Consider the following 22,451-nt stretch of genomic DNA (forward strand, 5'->3'; position numbering starts at 1 on the left):
AGCTGGCTTCGGAACCATACCAAAGCCAGCTAATCATCAATATTTCTATAATCTATCAGAATATTGAATACCAAACTGTTGTAACCGATAGTTAAATTGTTCTTCGGTAAGTGGATCATCGTAAAAGGGACCTTGAACTAATGTACATTTATGAACATGCAAGAATTCTATCTGTTCTTTTGTTTTAATGCCATCAACAAGTATATCGATTTTCATATTATTTGCTAAACCTATTATTGATTGGAGAATTGCTTCTGCCTTTTGGTTGTTACCAATACTATTTATAAAAAACTTGTCAATTTTAACTTTGGATAATGGAAGATTAACTATATAAGCTAGGTTCGAATAACCAATACCAAAATTATCGATAACTATGCGAATACCTGCTTCACGGATATCATGTAAATGATTTAAAATAACAGAGGAAGAATAAATCTGTGAATTTTCCGTAATCTCAATTGCAATCTTATCTCTTGAAATGGAATGCTTATTTACTTGGTACAATAAAAACGACACGAATGAAGGTTCGTTTAATAAAGTGGAGGAAATATTAAAAGAGACTTCCTCTGAAAAATTATATATTTTTCCCCATCTAGTATATATGAATAATGATGTATCAATTATATATTCCGTTAACATCCTTATTTGACCGGTTTCTTCTGCTACAGGAATAAACTCTTTAGGATGTATAACACCTAATTCAGGATGATTCCATCTAGTTAGCACTTCAATTCCCGTAATCTTATTGTTTAGTATATCTACCTGAGGTAGAAAAACAGGGTATATTTCTTTGTTTATAACTGCTTGTTCTAGACTTTTTTCGATAATAAGTCTTCTGTTTAATAACTTTGACATTTCTCGATTATATCTAATCCATTGATCACCTTTAATTTTCTTTGCTTCATACATAGCAGTGTCAGCAGCAGTGATCAAAGAATCTACATTATTACCATCCTCTGGGAATATACTAACCCCTAGGCTTGCGGACATATTCATTGGTGGTAATGCAGTGTTCTTAAATGGCTTCTCGATGACCGCTAAAATTTGATAAGCATCACTTTGCACTTGAAATTCATCGATATATTCCGTGTAAAGAATAAATTTATCTCCTCCAAATCGAGAAAGAAAGTATTTACTTGTTAGTTCATCTTTCAGCCGGTTTGTAACTTCTACTAAAAACTCATCTCCAATGTCATGTCCATACGCATCGTTAATAAGTTTAAAGTTATTTAAATCCAAAAAGAATATTACAAAAGGAATACTGTCAGCTATTTTATTTTCTAGATTTTTATACAACAGCAAACGATTAGGAATTTCTGTTAAGTAATCATGATGCGCAGTATCCCATAGCATTCTTTCTCTTACTTTTTTATCGTTGATATTATTAAAGTAAACGGATATACCTCCATTTTCCTTTGGGTAGGAATTGACCTCGAACCAGGCATCGAATGGTTCATAGTATGCTTCAAAGCGGGTCTGTTCTCTTTTTTTCATTGTTTTAGTATAGTTTTCATCAAATACTGTATTAATTGCCTCTGGAAATCTCCCCCAAATATCCTGCCCTAATAACTCCTCTTTTGAAGCAAACAACAACCTTTCTGCTTCCTTATTTATATAGGTAAACTTCCAGTTCTTATCCAAAGAAATAAAAGCATCTGTCATACTCTCTAAAACATCATAAACTTCCATTTGCTCATTTTCATTTTCACTAACATCTCTAAGGATAATAGTTGCCCCTATTATAATTTTATCTTCAAGTAACGGGGTGACTAGCATCGAAAAAGATTTTATTTCTGTAGACAAGGAACTAGCATAGGTGGTATGAAAGTATGTCATTTTTCCATTTAACACATCTGTAATTCCATTGTATGCAGCTAATTCATCCAACTCATTTAACAATTTCAAATAATCGTTGCCTGTTTGAACAGCAAAAGGGTTGTTATCATTCTCTTCCCATAACCGATTTATTTGAATGATTTCTCCATCTATATTAATAACTGCTACCTGATCAATATGCGAGTTTGTTATTTCAATGTCCATCCGGCATAGCTCCTCTCGTTACTGCTCTCTACCTATATAAGCTTAAATTCCCATTTATATCTAAAGAGGCTACTATATTTGGAGTTCCTACTTTAAAGGTATGAATTCTTCTTCCTACTTGAATAACGGTATCAGCGTGAGCATAGTTGATGTGTATCTTACCATTAGAAGGAACTTGAATAGTCGTTTTACCACCATTTTCAGAACCAACATCATCCAGAAATATCTCATTTCCAGCACTTAAATTTCCTCCGCGACAAACCCCTTTAACAATGATGTTATAATCTGCTTGAATATTACAATGGTATACACCTTGTCCTATTATATGAACATTCCCACTTGAATATAGAGTAGAATTAATGGCGTAGGGCACTTCTATAGCTACTCTTGGTTCAGGCGCCAAATAGTATGTTTCATACATTTCCTGCATCCAGTTTATGAACTGTTCTAATGTCTGCAACTGAATATTTTGATCTTTGGAGACATTGATAAAATGCTTATTTAAAGTATTTGAAAGAGATTTCCAATCCTCATCTAAGCTATTTTCATTATTATTTATTATAGTAATTAACTTTTTAGTCAGCTCGCTAAAGTCCATATATTTTTTTTCTAATAACAATCTGATAAGGTACGACAGTTTAATCGTTTCTTCTTTCGGATTACTTTCACGCCTTACCATCAGGATTTGATTGATCGCAGCTAAAATATGGTTTGAATATGTTAATATCTCAGAAAGTATTGGGATCAGCGAGGCAATCACATGATTTATCTTCCCGGCAGATAGTTCACATGAAAATACGTTTTGCTCTATTTTCATTGAGTAATTAGACTGGACGATTGATCTATTAACTGTACCGTTTATATAAATTCTACCTTCCGCATCAACAGCCATAGAGTCTAATACATTACCCGTTATTCTTACATCACCAGGGAATCGAATATTACCACTTTCCAAACCTACATCGCCATTATGGACATACTCTTTTATAACATCCATTTTCACTAACTTTCCTCTGGATTCTATAAATGGTCTTCCAGTAGCGATTGCAACTATTTGATCATCCTTTTGTACTGCTCCTTTTCCCACTTTTATAATCACATCAGATACAGGTTTAGGAGGTACAGGATTATCAAACAAATCTTTTCCAGGCTTTCCTAATATTGAGGGTATTTTCTTCGCAATCACTTCTCCAACTTCAACTGACAAAATAGTTTGACCTTCTCTATAGTCCACTTTTTCTAATTTATCACTATTATCATCTTCGCCCTTATCCTCTAGCCAACCCTCAACTAGAATTTCAATATCCCCATTTAATCCTTCAACGGGATATGTACCTTTTGCAATTATAGCTTCGCCTTCTCCGTTATTTAATGCTTCATGAATTGCCGAATGAATAATTCCATTTTCTATTTTTAATGATTTTAGCTGGGTTAGAACATCTTCTATTGAAATATCAGTAAAATAAGTTATATTTTCTTGAGCACTAATAAAAAGATGTTCTTGAGGTTCTGTCTCTTCTAAATTTCTTATGATATTCTTTCCAGGATTAATCGATAGCGTCGCCATCATATTATTATCCTTTACTTCAATCCAAAAACTCGATGGAATTACTTCACCTTCTAGTTCAACTATTATTTTGTCTTTGCTAGTAACCAACTGAGGTTTCGTTAGTTTTTGACCATTCACTAACACCTTCAAATTTTTATCTGCTTCTATTATTGGAAGCCGTTGAGCACTTTCTTGAACTATTACTTTATTATTTTGAATCCATACACCAAAAAGACGTTCATCAGTATGCACTGAATTACCAAACTTCGGTTTTTGATCTAACTTGAAGTTTAGTTGTTTTTCTCCGTCATCTTCTACTAGTTGGGAGTCTAAAAAATCTTCAATGAACTCCTCTAAATTTTCATCTGTTTTCTCAAAAGAATATGGTGTATCTTCCAAACTAGTTGTTTTCTTTACTATGTTGTCAGATGTAATTCTAGTAATCTTCACTTCAGCTGGAAGCTTTCTTAATCCAAATAGACTTTTGGAAGGAGACTGTATTACTTCCACATTAATATCCTCGATTGAACACTTTAGTATATTTAAAGCAGTTTGAACTGCTTCCTCAATAGTTTCTGCTTTTATATTAATAGAGTTTTGCAACATTTTTTAACCTCCTTCCAGTTTATATATAAATACCTATTTTCGTTTTGTGTTTTAAAGATATAATAACACTATCTCTAAACAAAATAACAGGTCTATATAATCATTTTTTCACTAATTTGAATTGTAAAAAAACATTTTAAAATTAAAAGCAGTTCAAATTTTACTTTGGAGTAAAATTGAACTGCTTTATTTTTATATATACTTCGTAGCCGTTGTTTTCCGTTACGGTGGACGCTTTCCTGGGGCCATGGGTCGAGCCTGTAGCCCTTCACTCCAAACAACTAATATCTCTTCTATATCAAGTAAAGATAGTATCCGCATGATGTGGCTCGCTCAGGGATTTGAGCCAAGCTACCGTACCATCAATCGTTTCTGTATCCACCCCTATATGAAAGAACTTATTCGTCAGTGCTACGTTCAGTTCCGTTGCCAGTTAGTAGAAGAGAAGCTAATTGATCGAGAGGCGATATTTATCGATGGAAAAAAATAGAAATGAATGCCAATAAATTCACGTTTGTCTGGAAGAAATCCGTTCAAAGGCATCATTTCAACTTTATTGGTCAGAGGGTATACCCTTGCCTTCAAATTTCAAAATAAAGTGAAAAACGTGAAATTGAGTTACTGATTTCACGTTTTTCAAGTTCATAGATTAGTTTTGTCCCAGCCACCTAACATATTCATTCTCTACTTTTGATTGGACCCTTTTGCGAATGCAGAATAATAGCGAATATTAAGTTGCATTACAGCTACAAGCTATGCTATTGCCAGAGTCTCACAACTACTTTGTCATGTTCATAGCGTTTAATAATTATACATATTTTTTGATACCATTCGTCACAAAGTGAATTTACTTCTATATATTTCTCAGAGTCTGTTGCAAGGGGTTCACCAAATACTATAAATGGATATTCTAAAATGGGTTTGGTTAAATCATCAACTACTATTTTTAAACACAATGCTTCTATAGATTCTTCTTCTACTTCTTCCTCTTCTTCATCCTCATCTGAATCTTCTTCCAATATTTCTTCATTATTCACTAGCGTGCTTCCCAATAGCCCCTCCTTAGGATATAAGTTTAAAACACGCTCTTCCTCTACTATTGCAACCTCTAGCACCTGAGAAAACGGAACATTTTCAATACTAAAATCTTCTACCAAAGAATCTCTTTGGAGTATATATAAAATATTATTTACATCATCGATTAGCATTACATTTAACAAATTGTCCGAAATCAGTGATTGAGTATGCGGAATCTCCGCTAGCAACTCTTCACATCTCGCTCTATCTTCAGCGTTCCTCCTATTAATAGAACGTCTCCACTCTATGACTCCCCAAAAGAATAATCCCAATGAAATGATTAGATATAGCCCAATTGCGTTTGTACTTTCTAATGACAGTGATAATGCGAAATAAACAACAAATAATAGAAATATAAATAGTACTTTCAATCTCATTCCACCTTTAGAATTCTGTTATAAGAGATTCTATTCGCGAAACTATGTCCTTATACTAAAATTAAAAGACTTTCCGAGTGCAGATAATATATTAAAAAACACGATATGATGAAGCATTTTTTAAAAGTTGCATATAATATACTATTTTAACAATGAATAACGGAGGTGTTTACAATGATTCATACTGTTCAACAAGGGGAAACACTAAGTCAAATAGCTAGAGACTACCGAACCCCTATAACCGAAATCATTAACGCTAACCAATCCATAAATCCAAATGTACTTTATATTGGTCAATCCATTGTTATACCAGGTTACCCTGACCCAAATACTCTTCCATACCAAATTGAGGTTTCTATAAACAATCGCCTGCTACGATTACGAAAAGACGGTCTTATACAAAAAGAGTATCCTATAGCTGTAGGAAGAATATTATATAATACACCTGTTGGAGATTTTATCATTATAAACAAAGCACCCAATCCTGGTGGACCATTCGGTACCATGTGGATGAGTTTATCTAAAGAACATTACGGGATTCACGGTACCAATGACCCTAGTTCCATAGGTAATGCAGTTTCACGCGGCTGTATCCGCATGCACAATAAAGACGTTGAAGAATTAGCACGTATTATCCCAATAGGAACTCCGGTTTCAATACGGCCATAATTAAAAACAGACAAATAACCAGTCAAGTTCTGGAAGAATTAAAAAAAACAGACAAACATGCTCGGTCCTTTAAGGTCAAAACCTGTTTCTATCGTTTTCGAAGGGCTTAGTCGTCACCTTCTACTTCATTCAATTAGTGTGAAGTACTCCACTAAAGGATTTAGCCTAGCTTATCACTTTAATTTAGCATTAAAGGAGAGGTTAATATAACCCAGTCCTACTTGTCGCGATTTATAATATAATCCAAGAAATGCTTTAAAAAAGCTGTATCCCGCGGTACATCTTGTAATGATTCCATCGCAATACAATAATTTTCCCACATTTCTTTTTTTGCATCATTCACACCTAATATAGATACGAAAGTGGAGCTGTTATTTTCTGTATCCTTACCAGTCGATTTCCCAAGTAAAGCTGTATCACCTTCCACATCAAGAAGATCATCCTTAATCTGAAACGCAATACCTGCATGACGGGCAAATTTTTTCAATGCATCTATTTCTAATTTACTAGTGTTTGCAAGAATTGCTGGCATTAGAATAGATGCCTCAAATCCTAACCCAGTTTTGTAAAAGCACATTCTATTTAGTTGTTCTAAAGACAATTGTTGCCCTTTTGAATCCAAGTCCATTGCCTGCCCCCTACACATATCCGCAGTTACTTGTGCGGAATATTGAATAAGTCGCAGCACAGCTTTTGAATCGAACTGGTCCAAAGTGGTTTGCTCTAAGATTGCCTTCTGGGTCAGGAAAAGGCCTGTTAACTCGGCAATAGAAATTGTATAAACCTCATGAAGTGTTGGACGACCTCTGCGAAGCGCAGCATTATCTTGGGACGGAAGATCGTCAAAAATCAAAGAAGCTGTATGCATATATTCTAAAGATTTTAAGAGTGGTTCAAGTATTGAGCTATTTAAGCCATAAGCGTTGACTCCCATAAACCACGTAACTATTGGTCTTAATCGCTTTCCTTCTCCTTGTAAGCTGTAGTTTGCAGCATCTATTATAGAATCAGACATCTCATTAGTTTTCGGGATATCTAGGACACTATTAATCTGACTACGTATAGCTTTAGCAGTTTCTATAAAGTCTTCCTGCCCTTGTCTGTCATTTTTCAAGCTTGTAATCATATGATCACGCAGCAGCTTGTCGAAGAAATCTACATCATCCGCTTTTCGTACCATCTCTTGAATTAGTTTATTGAATTTAGGATTCCCCGAGGCAAAAAGGTTCATTACCTCTTTGTATTTTTCCGTACCTGCTCGCTCCTTGAATCGTTTTAACCCGTTTATAGCCCGATCTAAAATAACTTCACGCGTCATTTTATCTGAATGATAAACTTGATGAATCAAATTAGAAATTACTGTCCAGTACATTTCAAATGGATTTATTAGATCTGGCCGTTTATCGTGATACTTCAAGTAGTACGTATAAGGAGTTACCGCACCATCCTTCAGGTCATCAAACATATCTGCAAAATCATCTGCTAGTTGATTGTAAATACCATAAAAAAATGTTCGGCTATCAAATCCCTCATCTTCAGGAGCTCCAATTACAGAACGAACAATCAATCGAGAAGAAGCAGATTTTAGAATAACTGGTATATACAGCTCTTCATTCGTATATTTTGCATTAGTTAAATCCTTTTCTCGATCCACTTCTTGGGAATTAAAAAACACATAAGATTGCTCAAAAAAACTATTTCTTGTCTCTGGTCGTTGATGCGCCTTTATATATTCAAAAGCTTCTCGAAGTTCTGTGTGAATATATCTGATTAACTCTGCATTATTTCCAACCCAATCACCTAGTTCTGGCACTACTCCTGTAGTAAGTGTGCTACGTATCAGATAAGCGTATTGTTTTTCTTCTTCGTCCGATAAAATTTCTGCATCTAGGAGATCGTCAATAAAAGGATAGGTAAGTCCGTAGGAATAACCGAGCCTAATTGCTTTATCAAGCCTCTGTTTCCTATCTTCAACAGTAACTCCATCGTCCATCTCTTCATTCTCTTGCATAATTACTCCAGCAATGATTTTAATAAGTTTTCGCTGTGCATGCTCTGCATTCATTCCTGTTGGAATATTTGTAGATACATTTTTTAGTTTGTTGATCAACCATATGAAAGTCGATTCTACTCCTTCTTTCTGAGCAAGGCGATACAAAGCAGTCATACTGAACAGCTCTCCATCATTCTTACGGTCAGCCGTCGTAGATGTGAGCTGAGTTTTTAAACTATCCACAATACTGCCAATTCGTTTTTCGGTGTCTGGAGAGTTCAATGCTTTACCTAAATCTCGCATAAAAATATAGGAAATGCTTCGATTCAAATAATTATCTAATTTCCCTGTATAATTGAGCCACTTTATATAATTGTGATACCCGCTAGTATTAGTTTTTCCTTTCCCTCTTGAAAACAAGGAAAATATGGAATGATGACGGATATGTTTATGTTTCCACAAATGTATATCTTCCGTTAGAACTTTCACATATGTCTTTTTTTGGGCCTGCGCATAAAGTGATTGGAAATAATGATTGGCCTTCTCCTCTGCTTGCTGGTAGCACTCATCGGCATTGATGATTAATTTCTCTTTCATATCATTACTCACCTTCACTTCTCTTTTATACATTTCATACTAAATATTATTCTTATTATAACATTCAACCTATTTATAACTTGTTTTAAACATCTGAATTTACTACTCTTTCTATTTCTATGAGTGAAATCATTGCTTCATAATAAAAAAATAAAAAAAACCAGGCAAAATGACGCCCGGTCCTCTTTCCTAGATATGCCGTTGATTTCCGCTCAGAACTGCGCACCAATCAACCATGTACAAAAACTGATAATTGTAAGCAAGAACAACTAAATAAAAGTGAATTATATGATAAAATGTCCAGCTGAAATTAACGCTAGTAATAAGGAAAATCTTCTCGAGGATTACTCATTACTTTGATTGTAGTGCAAGGTAGCGACTCCTGCGGGATGAGGGAGTTAGATGAACCATCACAACGTATCCCAATGGGCGATGATGGTTCACCGCTTCCCCCGCGGAGGCCCACAGGATGTGGGGCACGAAGGCGTTGCCATACGAGGTGGCACTCTTAACCTTTGTACCATACCTGAAACGGAAGTCAGCGAGATTAATTATTCTTGAAAATGCCTCGAACCCAGTGTTCACAGGTGAATTTTATATACTTTCTTTTAAAAAAAAGAGAACGGAAATCGTTCCCTTAGAGCTACTCATATATATTTTTTTACGAAAGAACTTTATTTATTACTTTCACCTTCTGCTTCCCATCTAGCTATTTCCGCACGAACTATCGGTGCCACTTCTTTACCTAGTAATTCTATTGCTTTCATCACGTCTTCATGAGGCATTGAACCAACTGGTACATGAAGCATAAAACGTGTGATACCAACATTTTTACGGAGAAATATAATCTTATCAGCTACGGTCTTCACATCTCCTACGTATAAAGCACCTTCCAAGCTACGTGCAGCATCAAAGGTTGAACGCGTATACGGACCCCATCCGCGTTCTCTGCCTAAAACGTTCATCGCTTGCTGTGTCGGCGGAAAAAATTTATCTACTGCCATTTCGGTACTTTCGGCAACAAAACCGTGCGAGTGGGATGCAACTGTCAGCTTCGACACATCATGGCCAGCTTCACCAGCAGCTTTCTTATATAGCCTCACCAGTGGTTCAAACTGTAATGGACTTCCTCCGATAATCGCCAACACTAGTGGCAATCCAAGGAAACCAGCTCGTGCAACAGATTGTGGAGTTCCACCACTTGCAATCCAAACCGGTAGAGGGTTTTGAACGGGACGCGGATATACCCCGCGATTCTGAATAGCAGCTCGATGCTTACCATCCCATGTAACCATTTCAGACTCCCGTATTTTTAATAGCAAATCTAACTTTTCTTCATACAGTTCATCATAGTCTTTTAAGTCATAGCCAAAAAGTGGGAAAGATTCGATAAAGGAACCACGTCCAGCCATGATTTCAGCACGACCATTAGAAATAGCGTCTAATGTAGAAAATTCCTCAAACACTCGCACTGGGTCATCAGAAGAAAGTACTGTTACAGCACTTGTGAGTCTGATTTGCTTCGTCCGTGAAGCAGCTGCAGCTAGAAGAACAGCTGGGGCAGAAGCCGCATAATCCTTTCGGTGATGTTCCCCTACACCAAATACATCTAACCCAACTTGATCCGCTAATACAATTTCTTCAACAACCTCACGTATACGCTCAGCATGGCTAATTACTCTGCCTGTTTTTACATCTGGTGTTGTTTCTACAAACGTTGTTATTCCAATTTCCATTTAATTTGCCCCCTAAATTTCTGCGGTTTCATGGTTTTTATAATTAGTCTGTCGGCATTAATGATACCTTATCATTCTATTTATATTCAATTTTCCGGTTTTATTAGAGGTAGCTATTTTTGGTTTAAATTACCACTCCGCGAATACAGCTAGTTCGAGAGCAAGTAAATCCAGATTGAAAGCAAGTAAGTAAGGACACTCCGCAAGTACTAACTTCTTGAAAGCAAGTATTTAACAGACGAACGCAAGTAATTAGATTAAAATCCTTAGAGTTGAAAAGTCATCATGAATTGTCTCTTTTTTTCACTTCACTCATTAAGTAATCAACGAACAAGTCATCCCTTACCAAAGCTGCCTCATAGTTTCTTTTTAGGAATCGCTCTCCTTCTTCAAAACTAGTAAAGGTTTGTCCTATTTCGGCTTTATTTTTTTCAAGTATCCAATCCTGATTATTTTTTGAATACAAAATGAACGTATCATTTTTTCTATTCATATAAAATGAACCAAATGATGATTGTTTCAAATTATATTGATTTCTTTTTGCATCTTCTAGTATCGGTAGCAGATGGAATGTGTCCAAAACAAATAACTTATAAGCTTCTTCTGTTAAGGTACATCCAGATGCTTTTTGATGTCCTCCGCCGCCGAACTGACCAGCAACTTCAGATACATCAATATGATCATATATAGTACGAAGGGAAATTCTTTTCCCCCCCATAATTACTATCGCTATATAGTCGAGATGTGGATATTCTTTTCCTAGTTCATTGCCTAGCTCTGAATGGTAAGTTTCTGCATACACAATTCCTGCCAAATGTTCCCCTATGGTTACTTGGACTATCTCTCTTTTCTTTCGACGAATATAACGGTCAATCTTGTCTGCTTCCATTTTCAATATTTTCTTTTCAAATTCATCAAAATCAAAATGATCACTTGTACGAAGTCTCTCTAATATTTTTTCTTCGAATTCTTCCATCGATATTAAATAGAATAGTGAGTTAAGCGAGTGAGCTTGGAGGTTCTCATTCTTCTCCCATTCCCACGTATCATACTGTCTAACTAATTCTACAAATTCTGTGAGTGCTGCAGTTGGTTCCAACAATTTGTTTGTTACAAGATATTCATATAACAATGAAGTAGCTGAAGTTAATTTGCCTTCGTGATCTTCTACTAGAATATATCCCCACTCATAATCATTAAAGTGTAAGGCAGATTTGTGATGATCAATTAGTTGGACCTTTCCTTTTGCATTATAAAAATCATTAAGCCTTTTTTCATTGTCTTCATTTGGAGTCAAATCAGTTACAAATAAAAATGTATCTGGCTCATCATTTTCTAAAAAGTATTCAATCTCTCGATTTAGGGAGGAAATCGAATTATAACGCACCTTCACTTGCTCACCAAAAGCAAGCTTTGCTAAAATGCCACATCCGACACCATCTAAATCATTATGAGACAATAATTTATACATCCTTTTCACCTCTTGAATAGTATGGTTTTAACGTATGAAACTTATTAATTATACTGACCTTAAATAGCTTTATATTTATTTTACAGGTAAACTGTTGCATTAGTATTAAAAAACATGTATTATTTTAATAATTAAATATTCTCTTATTTCAAATACATTTGAAGTAAGGATAGAGGCGCGAAGACCATCAGTACACATTTGGAGGATAATGAGATCCTTTGACATTTGTGGAAAGGGGAATTTGCCGAAGTTGAAAGAATCTCATTTTTCTTGAAGCTGGTTCTGCTGTTGAATAAACACTGAATTGTCATATAGGAGACTATATGGAGGGCTATCTTACGCACGGAAATATTACTTTATTTCTATTGCAACAACGAGCCCTCGTTGTTGCTTTTTTGCGTCTACATAACTTGACTAAACAACCGTCAAGTTATACCTCCGGCGGATGTCATAGATTTTGAATTTCGCTAGTGTAATTCAATATCTGTATGTAATTACGTCGAGGCATAATTGATACCGCCCTTCTCCCTGAATTTTTAATAATAAAACTAGAGGATGTGGAGAAGTTATGAATTTTGGACAAATATTAACGGCTATGGTGACTCCTTTTGATCATAATGAGGAAATCGATTTTCCAGCTACACGGAACTTAATAAATTATTTAATAGCCAATGGAACAGATGGTTTAGTCATATCTGGTACAACCGGAGAGTCTCCGACATTAACAGAGGAAGAAAAAGTTAAACTGTTTAAATTTACAGTAGAAGTTGTGAATGGTAGAGTCCCAGTAATTGCTGGTACCGGCTCTTATAACACAAAAGCATCCATCGATTTAACAAGACAAGCAGCTGATGCAGGTGTCGATGGTATTATGCTTGTTGTTCCCTATTATAGCAAACCATCACAAGAAGGATTGTACCAACACTTCCAAGCAATTGCTGCAGTTACATCTTTACCGATTATGTTATATAATATTCCCGGTCGGAGTGCTGTCAATATGTCAGTAGAAACCATTGTAAGACTTTCCGATATTCCCAACATCGTAGCTATTAAAGAAGCTGGCGGGAATTTAGATACAATGACTGAAATTGTTCAAAATACACCTGAGGATTTTTCACTATATAGCGGTGATGACGGGTTAACAATCCCAGTACTATCGATTGGTGGAGCAGGAGTTATTTCAGTAGCATCACATGTTATTGGGAACGAAATGCAAACTATGATTGAAAAGTTTAATAGTGGCAATGTAAAAGAAGCTGCTAAGGATCATCGCAGTCTTTTACCTATCATGAAAGCACTATTTGCAGCACCAAATCCAACTCCTGTAAAATCGGCATTAAATTTAAAAGGAATTCCTGTAGGTGGTGTTCGCTTACCTATGATTCCTTTGAATAAAGAAGAGCTGAATTCTTTACAAGAAGTATTATCCACATTGCAACAAACCGTGAAATTATAGCATTTTCAATTGTCTATAGATAAAGAGGAAGAGCGAACTCAATTATGAATTCGCCCTTCTTTATTAATTTCTATATTTTACCGCTAAACCTTTAAGGAATTTGCGCGCAAAATTATCCCCGCATTCCTTATAATTACGATGCCCTGGTTTTCTTAAAATAGCACCTAGTTCACCTTTAGATACAATAATCCCACCATCATCTAATACTTCCAGCATATCTTCCGTTGTTAACTGTAAAGCTACTTTTAGTTTCTTCAAGAGTATATTATTCACATGATCCTTCTGCTGCTCTGCAGGCTCTGGATTATTAGTAGGTTGTGTTTGTTTTGGATCCTGTTTACCTCTTTTATGTGTGATTAATCCATTCAAAAATGATTCCAACATCTTGTTGTTACACTTCATATGATTTTCATCTTCCACTACTTCTTCATCATCATTAACTTCTTTTGATTTAGTAAGAATTTTAAGTACATCTTCTTTTGTAAGTTCAATGCCACCTAGCTTAAAAATCTCTACCATGTCTTTGTTTTTAATATCTAGGGCATATCTTAATCTGATTAATATATCATTATTTTCCATTTATTAACCTCCTATAAAACTCTCAATATAACCAACATCTTCTCCATTTTACACGATTTCAATTCCACTATGTTATTGCCTTACAAATTTAACTTTTAAATTATTTTCATAAGAAGTAAATATGCCTGGTTTAACACAATTCAGAATTGCATTAGAACCAGGCACTTTTTATTCTGCTGTTTTAGTTGTTTTAAATTTAGAAACTGCATCAGCAAGATTCATAGCAATTGTCGCCAAGTGTTGGGAACTTGCTACTACTTCTTCCATTGAACCAACGGATTCCTCAGCAGACGCAGCTGTTTCTTCTACACCTGCAGCAGATTCCTCTGAAACTGAAGCAATTTCTTGAACAGATGCATTAATCTGTTGGCTATTTGCGCTAACTTGTGCTAAATTCTTTGAAATCTGCTCAACTTTTTCTGTCATTGCATGAATACCACTTGTAATTTCTTTAAATTTTTCACCAGTACGTTGAATCTGTTCTGTTCCATCTGTTACTTCTTTATAACCGTTTTCTAAAGTGGTAACTACTGATTGAGATTCATTTTGTATGGTTGCGACAATATCGGTAATTTCTCCAACTGAATGGGATACTTGCTCGGCAAGCTTTCTCACCTCATCCGCTACAACTGCAAATCCTTTTCCATGCTCGCCTGCTCTTGCTGCTTCAATTGCTGCATTCAAAGCCAGTAAGTTTGTTTGATCGGCGATAGATTGAATAACCTCAACTAGAGTTGATATTTCATTCGTCTTGTCGTCTAATCCTTTTACTCGGTCCACAGAGCCTTTGACAATTCCATCGATATCTTTCATTTTATTAACGGATAGTTCCATTAACTTCTGTCCATCCTCGGCACCTAGTGTCACAAGGTGAGAATCTTCAACAATACCTCTGCTCGACTCGTCTGAACTTTGAATAGCTTGTGCAAAACCATCCATCATTTCAGAAATATCCGATGCACTGGACGCCTGTGTCTCGGCCCCATTTGCAAGCTCATGCATTGTGGTTGCGATTTGCTCACTACCAACTTTAACTTGTTCTGCTGATTGAGATAATTGCTCAGATTGACTTGATAATGTATTGGAAGCCAAATGTATTTCAGAAATAACATTTTGTAAATCTTGTTGCATCTCATTTGTGGCATTGACCAATATTCCAATTTCATCTTTTCGCTTCGTAATTAATGGTGACTTAGTTAAATCACCAGATGCAATTTCCACCAGTCTTTCTGCTACTTTACGTGTTGGATTTCCAATTTTGTTGCCCATAACAACACCAATAACAATGGCTACTATCAATGCAACAAATGTAATAACAAATACGATGAATCGATTTGTTTCAAATGCTGACTTGTTGATATTATTCAGTTCCTCCGCAAGGGAGATATTTCTATCTTTTAATACTAGTAAACTATCTCTAGAAACCGCAAATGCTTCCTCACCCGCTCTTAGACCAACAAGGGCATCATTATAGTTACCAGCATTAACTAATCCGATATTCGATTGTACTATAGTTGTAAATGCATTCCAATCTGTTTCAAATTTCGTAATGGCTTTTTCTCCATTCTCATCAAGTACTAGCCCCCGGTACTGTTCGATGAGTAACGACACTTCTTCCATATTCGATTTTGCTGTTTGCGTCTTTTCAGGACTTTCATTTAACACTGCAGACAGCATTTGTACCCTCGTATTTTCTGTTAAGCTTGCCATTTCAACAACAACCGTTAAAGGTATAACACGATTATGATACATTTCTTTCGAGTGTTGGTTAGTAGCACCAAGTGCTAACAATGACACGCCTGCCACTACAAAGATGAATACCGTAATTATCAAATAAGTACTAATCAGCTTTCCTTTTAGTTTCAACTTTGCCCCCCCTGTTCTTAACAACTCAAACTCTATTTCCTATAAAACCCTTTATAAACTTACGATTATCAACACATTCTCACAATAAGAAAACTGACTCTCTATAACCTTATACTTGTTTATCGGATTATTTTAAAGGCTGTGAAGTGATCAAAAATCTATTTTTTTCAGCAATAAAAAAGTATAGAAAAGTTGCTTGGTTCACTAATAGAACCAAGCACCTTTTCTATACATGTAAAATTACTGTTGCTCCGCATGTCTTTTGAAATTGTCTAATATCGCCTGCCATCCTTCTTGCTGCATTTCAATCGGATTAGCTGCTTCAGCTTCAAATACTTCTACCACTTTCGTGTCGTTTTCTTCGGCGATAAAAGTGATTTGAACTTTTCTTCCATCCTCTAATTTATAAGAAATGAACTCGTGGTTACGTACTTCATCATAAATGCCTCCAAAATCAAAACCAAAGCTTCCATCTTTCGCTTCCATTCTAGAAACAAATTTCCCACCGGCTCTTAAATCATTTTCTGCGTATGGTGTATGCCATTCATCAGAAGCATTATTCCACTTCGTTATATGGGCAGGCACTGTCCAATATTCCCACACTTTTTCAATCGGTGCATGTACAGTTGCTTCAATCGTTATTATCGAATGATTCGTATGCATTTTATCGTCTCCTTTTACTATGTTATCTCCTTTAGATTCGCTTTTTCTATCAATCATTCCTGCAAAGTTTTTCAGAAATCAACCGAATAGAAACAAATTGGTGGAAGTTGAAGGCACTTTAATCTATAACTAAATATTCAACACAACTTGAGCATTATAAAGAACTTTTACTTGCTTTGTTGAAATTGTTACTTCTTAAAATTAGTTTAAATAGTTCCAGATTGCACTTTATATCATCAAATATTATAGATTCATATTGATAAAATAAAAGACGTAGCCACACCTTACTCGGTGAAGCAACGCCTTATATCCATATCAGTTATCTCCGTTCAATAAGCGATTTCTACGATTCTCTAATTCCTTAGCTTCTGTCTCCCGGGCTTTATGGTCCCTCAGCAATTGACCATTTATGCGAGGATCTTGTAATCTCATTGCATTCCGTCCCTCCGGCCCCACTTTTTTACTTACTTTCTGTATTTCCTTTACAAAAAATAGCATGTCCATTCCTCCCTCCTATAAATTAATCAAAGAGGACAATACAACTTTTCCCCTCTTTATAAAATATGCAAACAACTAAGATACACGGAGGGTATAAGCACAGTTAAAAGATTTAATTAGATATGCATTGAAGATGAAAATTGTAACGTCTCCTGTGTCAGAAACAAACATGGAAATCACAACACTCACGTTTGCTTGAATTCACACGAATGTATCTACCAGATAAAGTTGTTAAGTGCAAAAAAACGATCACATTTTTCGGAAATGTGGTCGTTTCTTAAAGAGACATCGAATTACTGTGCCTTGCTAAGTACTCTTCCTTGTCTTTATAATCTGGCATAATACTTCCAACGCGCCTCCAAAAGGATCGATCATGATTCATATGAGTTATATGACATAATTCATGGATTATCACATAATCGATTACTTCTACTGGAGCCATAGCAAGACGAAAGTTAAAGGTAATCTTTTTATCCGAACTACAGCTACCCCACTTGACTTTAGACTCAACTATTTCAATGATTTTAGGTTTAACTTTCAGCAGTTTTTGATATATTTTTATACGTTCCTCTACAATAGTCTTGCATCTATCCTTATAGAACTTCTTGAGATTTTTCTTAAGAACCTCTTCATTTAAATCACTACAATCTATTAATTCGTGGAGAAATCTTTCTTTACCAATGTACAAGAACTTTCCATTAGCGTGATACTCTCTTGCCTTAGGTAATTCTCGAGCTTTTCTAATTTCATGGATTTTTTCTAGTATCCATTTCCCTTTGCTTAATATTGCACTATCAATCATTTCTTTACTTGTACCTTTTGGAACTTTAACAGTAATGAAACCCGACGAATCTATATGAATAGACAGCTTCTTCCCATTTCCATACTGAACATTATATTCAATTATATTATTTTCAAATTCAACTTTCATAACTACCCTCATTTTTAATAATACATTTTGCTGTTATTTTCGACTTTATTAATGTTATCTACGTATTAAAAGGTGTCAGCTCCCCATACAATTCAAAACTGTATGACGAGCTGACACCTTAACTCTAAAATACAAATAGTGCTTTGTATAAAGTGAAACTTAAATCAGTGGGGGTTTCCATCATCCCCCACTGATTGTTAGTTGAACCATTCGGGCGTTTACGGTCAGTTGTCTCCCACTTATGCTTTGTTGCTTAAACCAAGCCTTGAAGTGGGTGTATTACTACCCGTTAATGCGGGATAAATCTAAACTCTTAGAGTGCCTCTGAATCCCCTTGCAGCATAGTACGAGTCTGCTCCATTGTGGTACACAAAAACAGTCTCGTAGCGACTATCACAAAATAGAGCCCCACCGAGTTTTCTTATATCATCAGGTGTTTGAACCCAACTCGACGTTTTCAAATCGAAATTTCCAAGTTTTTGCAACTCTCGATATTGTTCTTCCGTTAACAGTTCAATGCCCATCTCATTTGCCATATCAATAGCGCTATTTTCTGGTTTATGTTTTTTTCTTGACTCCAACGCTTCACGGTCGTAACAAACACTTCTACGGCCTTTAGGACTTTCTGCTGAACAGTCTATAAAAATATATTCGTCTTTCTCTTTATCATAACCAACAACATCCGGTTCCCCTTCTGTTTTTTCCATTTCATTAAGCGACCACAATTTGTCATTATTTGTTTCTAGTTTTGTCTGGACACTAATCCATTCAATCTCATCATGACGGTTCATATTTTTCTCAAAACGGCTTTTTAATACTGTGAGTAATCCCTCTCGTTGTTCTAATGTCAACTCCGTATTACTCTTTGTCATATTAATTCCTCCTTATCTTTTTACTAGGTTTCGTAATATTACCCAACTTGAAGGCACAGGTTTATTATAAATATTTTAGGTTATTTCGGGACTATACAACCAAATTTGTCTAACTCATTCAGTACCATTTTATTCTTTCAAAAATGGGGAATTATCAAATTTATATATTGTTACTCAAAAGTTAGTATAGCAATGTTTTTAGAAATATTCAGCTTACAAATCTAAATATTTTCTAACTCCTTTCACTTGTTTTAATCATGGAATCAATCGATCTATTCTGTAATTAAACTATAAGCGGAAATTTTCTTTATTTTTAAGGATACTAACATTGAAATACAATAGGCTAGTATAAGGATGCTTGCACAAAGCATTAGAATAATTTGTAAATTAATAGTAAACTCCATACGTTTAACCCCTGCGCTTGAAAGTAATACGGAAAGCATAGGATTAGTGAAAAAATAGCCTAGCACCCCACCAATTGTAACACCTGTAAAAATCACGGGTAGAAAACTGATAGATATTTGGTTCATCAGTTGAATTGTTGAATAGCCTATTGTTTTCATTACTCCAAATTCTTTCTTTCGCTTAATAATCATTGTTTTTATAACCAAATACAGAATCATCACAACAACTAGAACGGTAATTGTCAAAACTAATAGCATAACTGCAAACACTGCAGATGTATACATTCCGGTTTGGCTTTCTATATTTTCATCGATATCTAATGTTTCACCTATAAAATTCCCGTACCGTTCCTGGACATTCTTGATAAAGTCTTTATTAGATACTCCGTCTAAATAGACATAGAGAGTAGTACCTTTATAATCTGATTGTAATTGTTGAATACCTTCCATTGTTAATGAAGATATCTGTCCTAAATTACCAACCGATTGACTAAGACCTGTTACTAAATAACTTACTGTTTCAGCCCCATATTCTACGTCAACCGTATCGCCAATTCCTTTATTGGTTTGATTTGAAACTACCCAGGAGATAGCTATTTCGTTTTCATACTTTGGCTGACGCCCTTCATAAACAACATTATTCTCTAACTGGGAATACTGATCAGTAACGTTTGTATAAACTGTTTCACCATCAATACTTGTTTCAATTGTGTCTAATATATTCACTTTCCTTACATGATCGATTTGTTCAATGTCGCTTATAAGATTTCTTATGTCTGCATCTGACTTAACAGCTATATAAACATTTGCAGGTTCTGATCCAAATAAGTTAACGAATGCCGATTTGTCTGAAGCAATATTGTAATACATCACAACTGAAAAAACTGTCGCAAAAGTTAACGCCATAACAATTAGACTAATCATTATATTTTGTTTTAAATTTACCAACATTGACTTTATAGCAAGTAGAAAATGAAGACCACCTCTTGCTTTTGCCAAAGGAATGTGGTTTTTTCTAAAACTGTGTGTATGAACTCCTCCACGAAGTGCCGCAACAGGTAGAATTTTTCTTATGCGAAAGGTAGATAACAAAGTTACGATCACAACACAGATGGTTACAAAGAAAATACTGATCATATTAACAACCATATCAAAGCTTTGAATCCATATTAAACCAGAAATAGTCGAAATAATACCTCCAAACAAGGGCATTAAAGTATATGATAATGCAATTCCTACCACGCTCGCACTAAGAGTAATCATGATATATTGAAGAAGAGTTGATGTTAAAATTTGCCGACTTGTATAGCCAATTGATTTAAGTACTCCTATATTTACCATTCCATCTTCAATACTATTAGAAACACGGAACTTAATGACAATTAGTGAGACCAGTACAATAATCGCAGAAAAAGCTACTAATATTGTGGCTATTAGATTGATAGTTAATGAATTTACATTTTTAACTAATTCGATATCTAAACCAAAAATGTAAGTAGTGTCCTCTAGTTGAGACTTCTTTACATTCTGAATAAAATCATTTTTTAACTGTGATGATTTTGTTCTATCCTCCATCACTGCCGATATGATTAACTCATTTGATTGATAGTCAAGTTCCTCTGCTAGTGTTTGATAGGAAGTCTTAGGTAACATAAATTTCATAACACCGATGTTATGTGTACCCATTATCGTTGTTTCAAAAAATCCTGCAACTCGATATTCAAAGTCCTTGTCTTGATATGTGATTCTAAAGCCATCGCCTAACTCATAACCACCATCCGTTTTAAAAGTGTAAGGTACATATATATCATTGGAACTTGAAGTATTCACCTTTTCGATTAACTTTAACGGTCCAATATTTCGATTAGCATCTGCATTAAAAATAACAGCACTGTTCGTTAATTCACCGTTACCAAATTTATAATTAGCAAGGTTCATATGGATAATCTCTTCTGTTTCGGTCTTTTTTATCCCAGAATATTTCTTTAAAAAATCTTCATGAGTTGAATGATAACTTGTTTGATCCATCACAATCGTTACGTGAGGATCTTTTAATAGCTCTGCTTTTTGATCAAAAAATGCATTTAGTTGAGTAACAACCATTAGGCCAACATTAAGAAGTAGCGTAGCAACCAAAATGAATATACATAAAGAAACGGTAGCAGACTTACTTTTCCTAATATTTGCCATTGCAAGGTTCAAGATTTTCATCTTACCACCCCATTTCTGCTAGAAAATGTTTTATCTTTTCATGCCGTTCTAGATTTTTTTGTTCACTGTATTCACCCAATTTCAAATCACCACAAATAACACCGTCTCGCAAATATAAAATTCGATTTCCACGTAATGCTGTTTTCATATCATGAGTGACCATGACAATACTTTGCCCGTTTTGATTTGCCTTTGTAAAAATATCTAACACACTTTCACTTGATGCTGAGTTTAATGCACCGGTTGGCTCATCAGCAAAAAGTATTCTTGGACTGTTAATCAATGCACGAACAATTCCAACTCGCTGTGCCTCCCCACCAGAAAGTTGTGTCGGAAATTTAGTCCATGCGTTTTCACTAATCCCTACTTGTATTAATAATTCTTTCGCTTTTTGCACGACTTCACGCTTATTCTTATTTACTAAAAGACCACTAGCCAGTACATTATCGAGGACACTCATATTATCTAGTAAATAAATCTGCTGAAAGACAAAGCCGCAATTGTTTCTTCGAAATATCGCCAGTTGATCGTTGTTCAATTTAGCTAAATTTTTACCACCAAAATCGATTTCACCTAATGTTGGTTTATCTATACCACTAATTGCATACAGTAGAGTGGATTTTCCAGATCCTGAACTACCCATTATGATTGTAAAATCCCCTTCTATTAGACTAATATCTAGATTTTTTAATACATGCTGTTGATTTCCACCGTTCGAAAAGGTTTTACATAGCTTCTCCGTTTTAATAATTACCTCTGTCATGCTTTTAGCACTCTCCCTTTATTAAGCTCATGTTTGTATTTTCAACTCAAAGAAAAAAGACCGTAATGTAGATTACAGTCTTATCATACAAAA

16 protein-coding genes and 1 riboswitch are annotated in these 22,451 nt (G+C 35.2%); of the genes, 2 read left to right on the plus strand and 14 right to left on the minus strand.

What is annotated here, in order from left to right:
* Positions 1-45: 45 nt before the first annotated feature.
* The 3 genes from ACQCPR_RS15930 to ACQCPR_RS15940 all read right to left on the minus strand — a co-directional run bounded on the left by ACQCPR_RS15930 (position 46) and on the right by ACQCPR_RS15940 (position 5,643).
* Positions 46-2,040 (minus strand): EAL domain-containing protein, encoded by a 1,995-nt coding sequence (locus ACQCPR_RS15930; protein ID WP_427137514.1) that lies wholly within the window; start codon positions 2,038-2,040, stop codon positions 46-48.
* A gap of 28 nt (positions 2,041-2,068) precedes the next feature.
* Positions 2,069-4,195 (minus strand): flagellar assembly protein A, encoded by a 2,127-nt coding sequence (locus ACQCPR_RS15935; protein ID WP_427137515.1) that lies wholly within the window; start codon positions 4,193-4,195, stop codon positions 2,069-2,071.
* 758 nt (positions 4,196-4,953) lie between these two features.
* Positions 4,954-5,643 carry a hypothetical protein gene (locus ACQCPR_RS15940; RefSeq protein ID WP_427137516.1) on the minus strand — a complete coding sequence of 230 codons (690 nt, stop codon included), beginning with the start codon at positions 5,641-5,643 and terminating at the stop codon, positions 4,954-4,956.
* 180 nt (positions 5,644-5,823) lie between these two features.
* On the opposite strand from ACQCPR_RS15940, the gene ACQCPR_RS15945 reads away from it, so the two are divergent.
* Positions 5,824-6,318 (plus strand): L,D-transpeptidase family protein, encoded by a 495-nt coding sequence (locus tag ACQCPR_RS15945; RefSeq protein ID WP_427137517.1) that lies wholly within the window; start codon positions 5,824-5,826, stop codon positions 6,316-6,318.
* A 217-nt stretch (positions 6,319-6,535) separates the two neighbouring features.
* On the opposite strand, the gene ACQCPR_RS15950 is transcribed toward ACQCPR_RS15945, so the two are convergent.
* The 3 genes from ACQCPR_RS15950 to ACQCPR_RS15960 form a co-directional block, all read right to left on the minus strand.
* On the minus strand, positions 6,536-8,908 hold the full coding sequence (locus ACQCPR_RS15950; RefSeq protein ID WP_427137518.1) for a polyprenyl synthetase family protein: 2,373 nt from the start codon (positions 8,906-8,908) through the stop codon (positions 6,536-6,538).
* 674 nt (positions 8,909-9,582) lie between these two features.
* Entirely contained in the window at positions 9,583-10,644 is a 1,062-nt protein-coding gene (locus ACQCPR_RS15955) for an LLM class flavin-dependent oxidoreductase (protein ID WP_427137519.1), read from the minus strand.
* 283 nt (positions 10,645-10,927) lie between these two features.
* A complete protein-coding gene (locus tag ACQCPR_RS15960; RefSeq protein WP_427137520.1) occupies positions 10,928-12,115 on the minus strand; it encodes a DHH family phosphoesterase in 1,188 nt (395 codons plus the stop codon).
* A gap of 162 nt (positions 12,116-12,277) precedes the next feature.
* Positions 12,278-12,457, plus strand: a riboswitch (Lysine riboswitch).
* Between the two features lie 226 nt (positions 12,458-12,683).
* On the opposite strand from ACQCPR_RS15960, the gene dapA reads away from it, so the two are divergent.
* A complete protein-coding gene (gene dapA, locus ACQCPR_RS15965) occupies positions 12,684-13,571 on the plus strand; it encodes a 4-hydroxy-tetrahydrodipicolinate synthase (protein ID WP_427137521.1) in 888 nt (295 codons plus the stop codon).
* A 63-nt stretch (positions 13,572-13,634) separates the two neighbouring features.
* Here dapA and ACQCPR_RS15970 read toward each other — a convergent pair whose 3' ends face one another.
* The 8 genes from ACQCPR_RS15970 to ACQCPR_RS16005 all read right to left on the minus strand — a co-directional run bounded on the left by ACQCPR_RS15970 (position 13,635) and on the right by ACQCPR_RS16005 (position 22,358).
* Entirely contained in the window at positions 13,635-14,150 is a 516-nt protein-coding gene (locus ACQCPR_RS15970; RefSeq protein ID WP_427137522.1) for a DUF1456 family protein, read from the minus strand.
* Between the two features lie 168 nt (positions 14,151-14,318).
* Positions 14,319-16,016: a methyl-accepting chemotaxis protein gene (locus tag ACQCPR_RS15975; protein WP_427137523.1), complete on the minus strand. Its 1,698-nt coding sequence runs from the start codon at positions 16,014-16,016 to the stop codon at positions 14,319-14,321.
* Between the two features lie 240 nt (positions 16,017-16,256).
* Entirely contained in the window at positions 16,257-16,679 is a 423-nt protein-coding gene (locus ACQCPR_RS15980; RefSeq protein ID WP_090568083.1) for an SRPBCC family protein, read from the minus strand.
* 315 nt (positions 16,680-16,994) lie between these two features.
* The gene (locus tag ACQCPR_RS15985) at positions 16,995-17,183 is read right to left on the minus strand and encodes a hypothetical protein (RefSeq protein WP_427137524.1); all 189 of its coding nucleotides are present in this window, start codon (positions 17,181-17,183) and stop codon (positions 16,995-16,997) included.
* A 271-nt stretch (positions 17,184-17,454) separates the two neighbouring features.
* On the minus strand, positions 17,455-18,108 hold the full coding sequence (locus ACQCPR_RS15990) for a M48 family metallopeptidase (RefSeq protein WP_427137525.1): 654 nt from the start codon (positions 18,106-18,108) through the stop codon (positions 17,455-17,457).
* A 305-nt stretch (positions 18,109-18,413) separates the two neighbouring features.
* Entirely contained in the window at positions 18,414-18,980 is a 567-nt protein-coding gene (locus ACQCPR_RS15995; RefSeq protein ID WP_427137526.1) for a DUF4256 domain-containing protein, read from the minus strand.
* Between the two features lie 272 nt (positions 18,981-19,252).
* Positions 19,253-21,595, minus strand: coding sequence for an ABC transporter permease (locus ACQCPR_RS16000; RefSeq protein ID WP_427137527.1), 2,343 nt, complete (start codon positions 21,593-21,595; stop codon positions 19,253-19,255).
* A gap of 1 nt (position 21,596) precedes the next feature.
* Positions 21,597-22,358, minus strand: a complete 762-nt coding sequence (locus tag ACQCPR_RS16005; protein WP_427137528.1) for an ABC transporter ATP-binding protein — start codon at positions 22,356-22,358, stop codon at positions 21,597-21,599.
* Between the last annotated feature and the right edge of the window lie 93 nt (positions 22,359-22,451).

This window comes from Psychrobacillus psychrodurans (genome assembly GCF_050209195.1).
Taxonomy (GTDB): Bacteria; Bacillota; Bacilli; order Bacillales_A; family Planococcaceae; genus Psychrobacillus; species Psychrobacillus psychrodurans.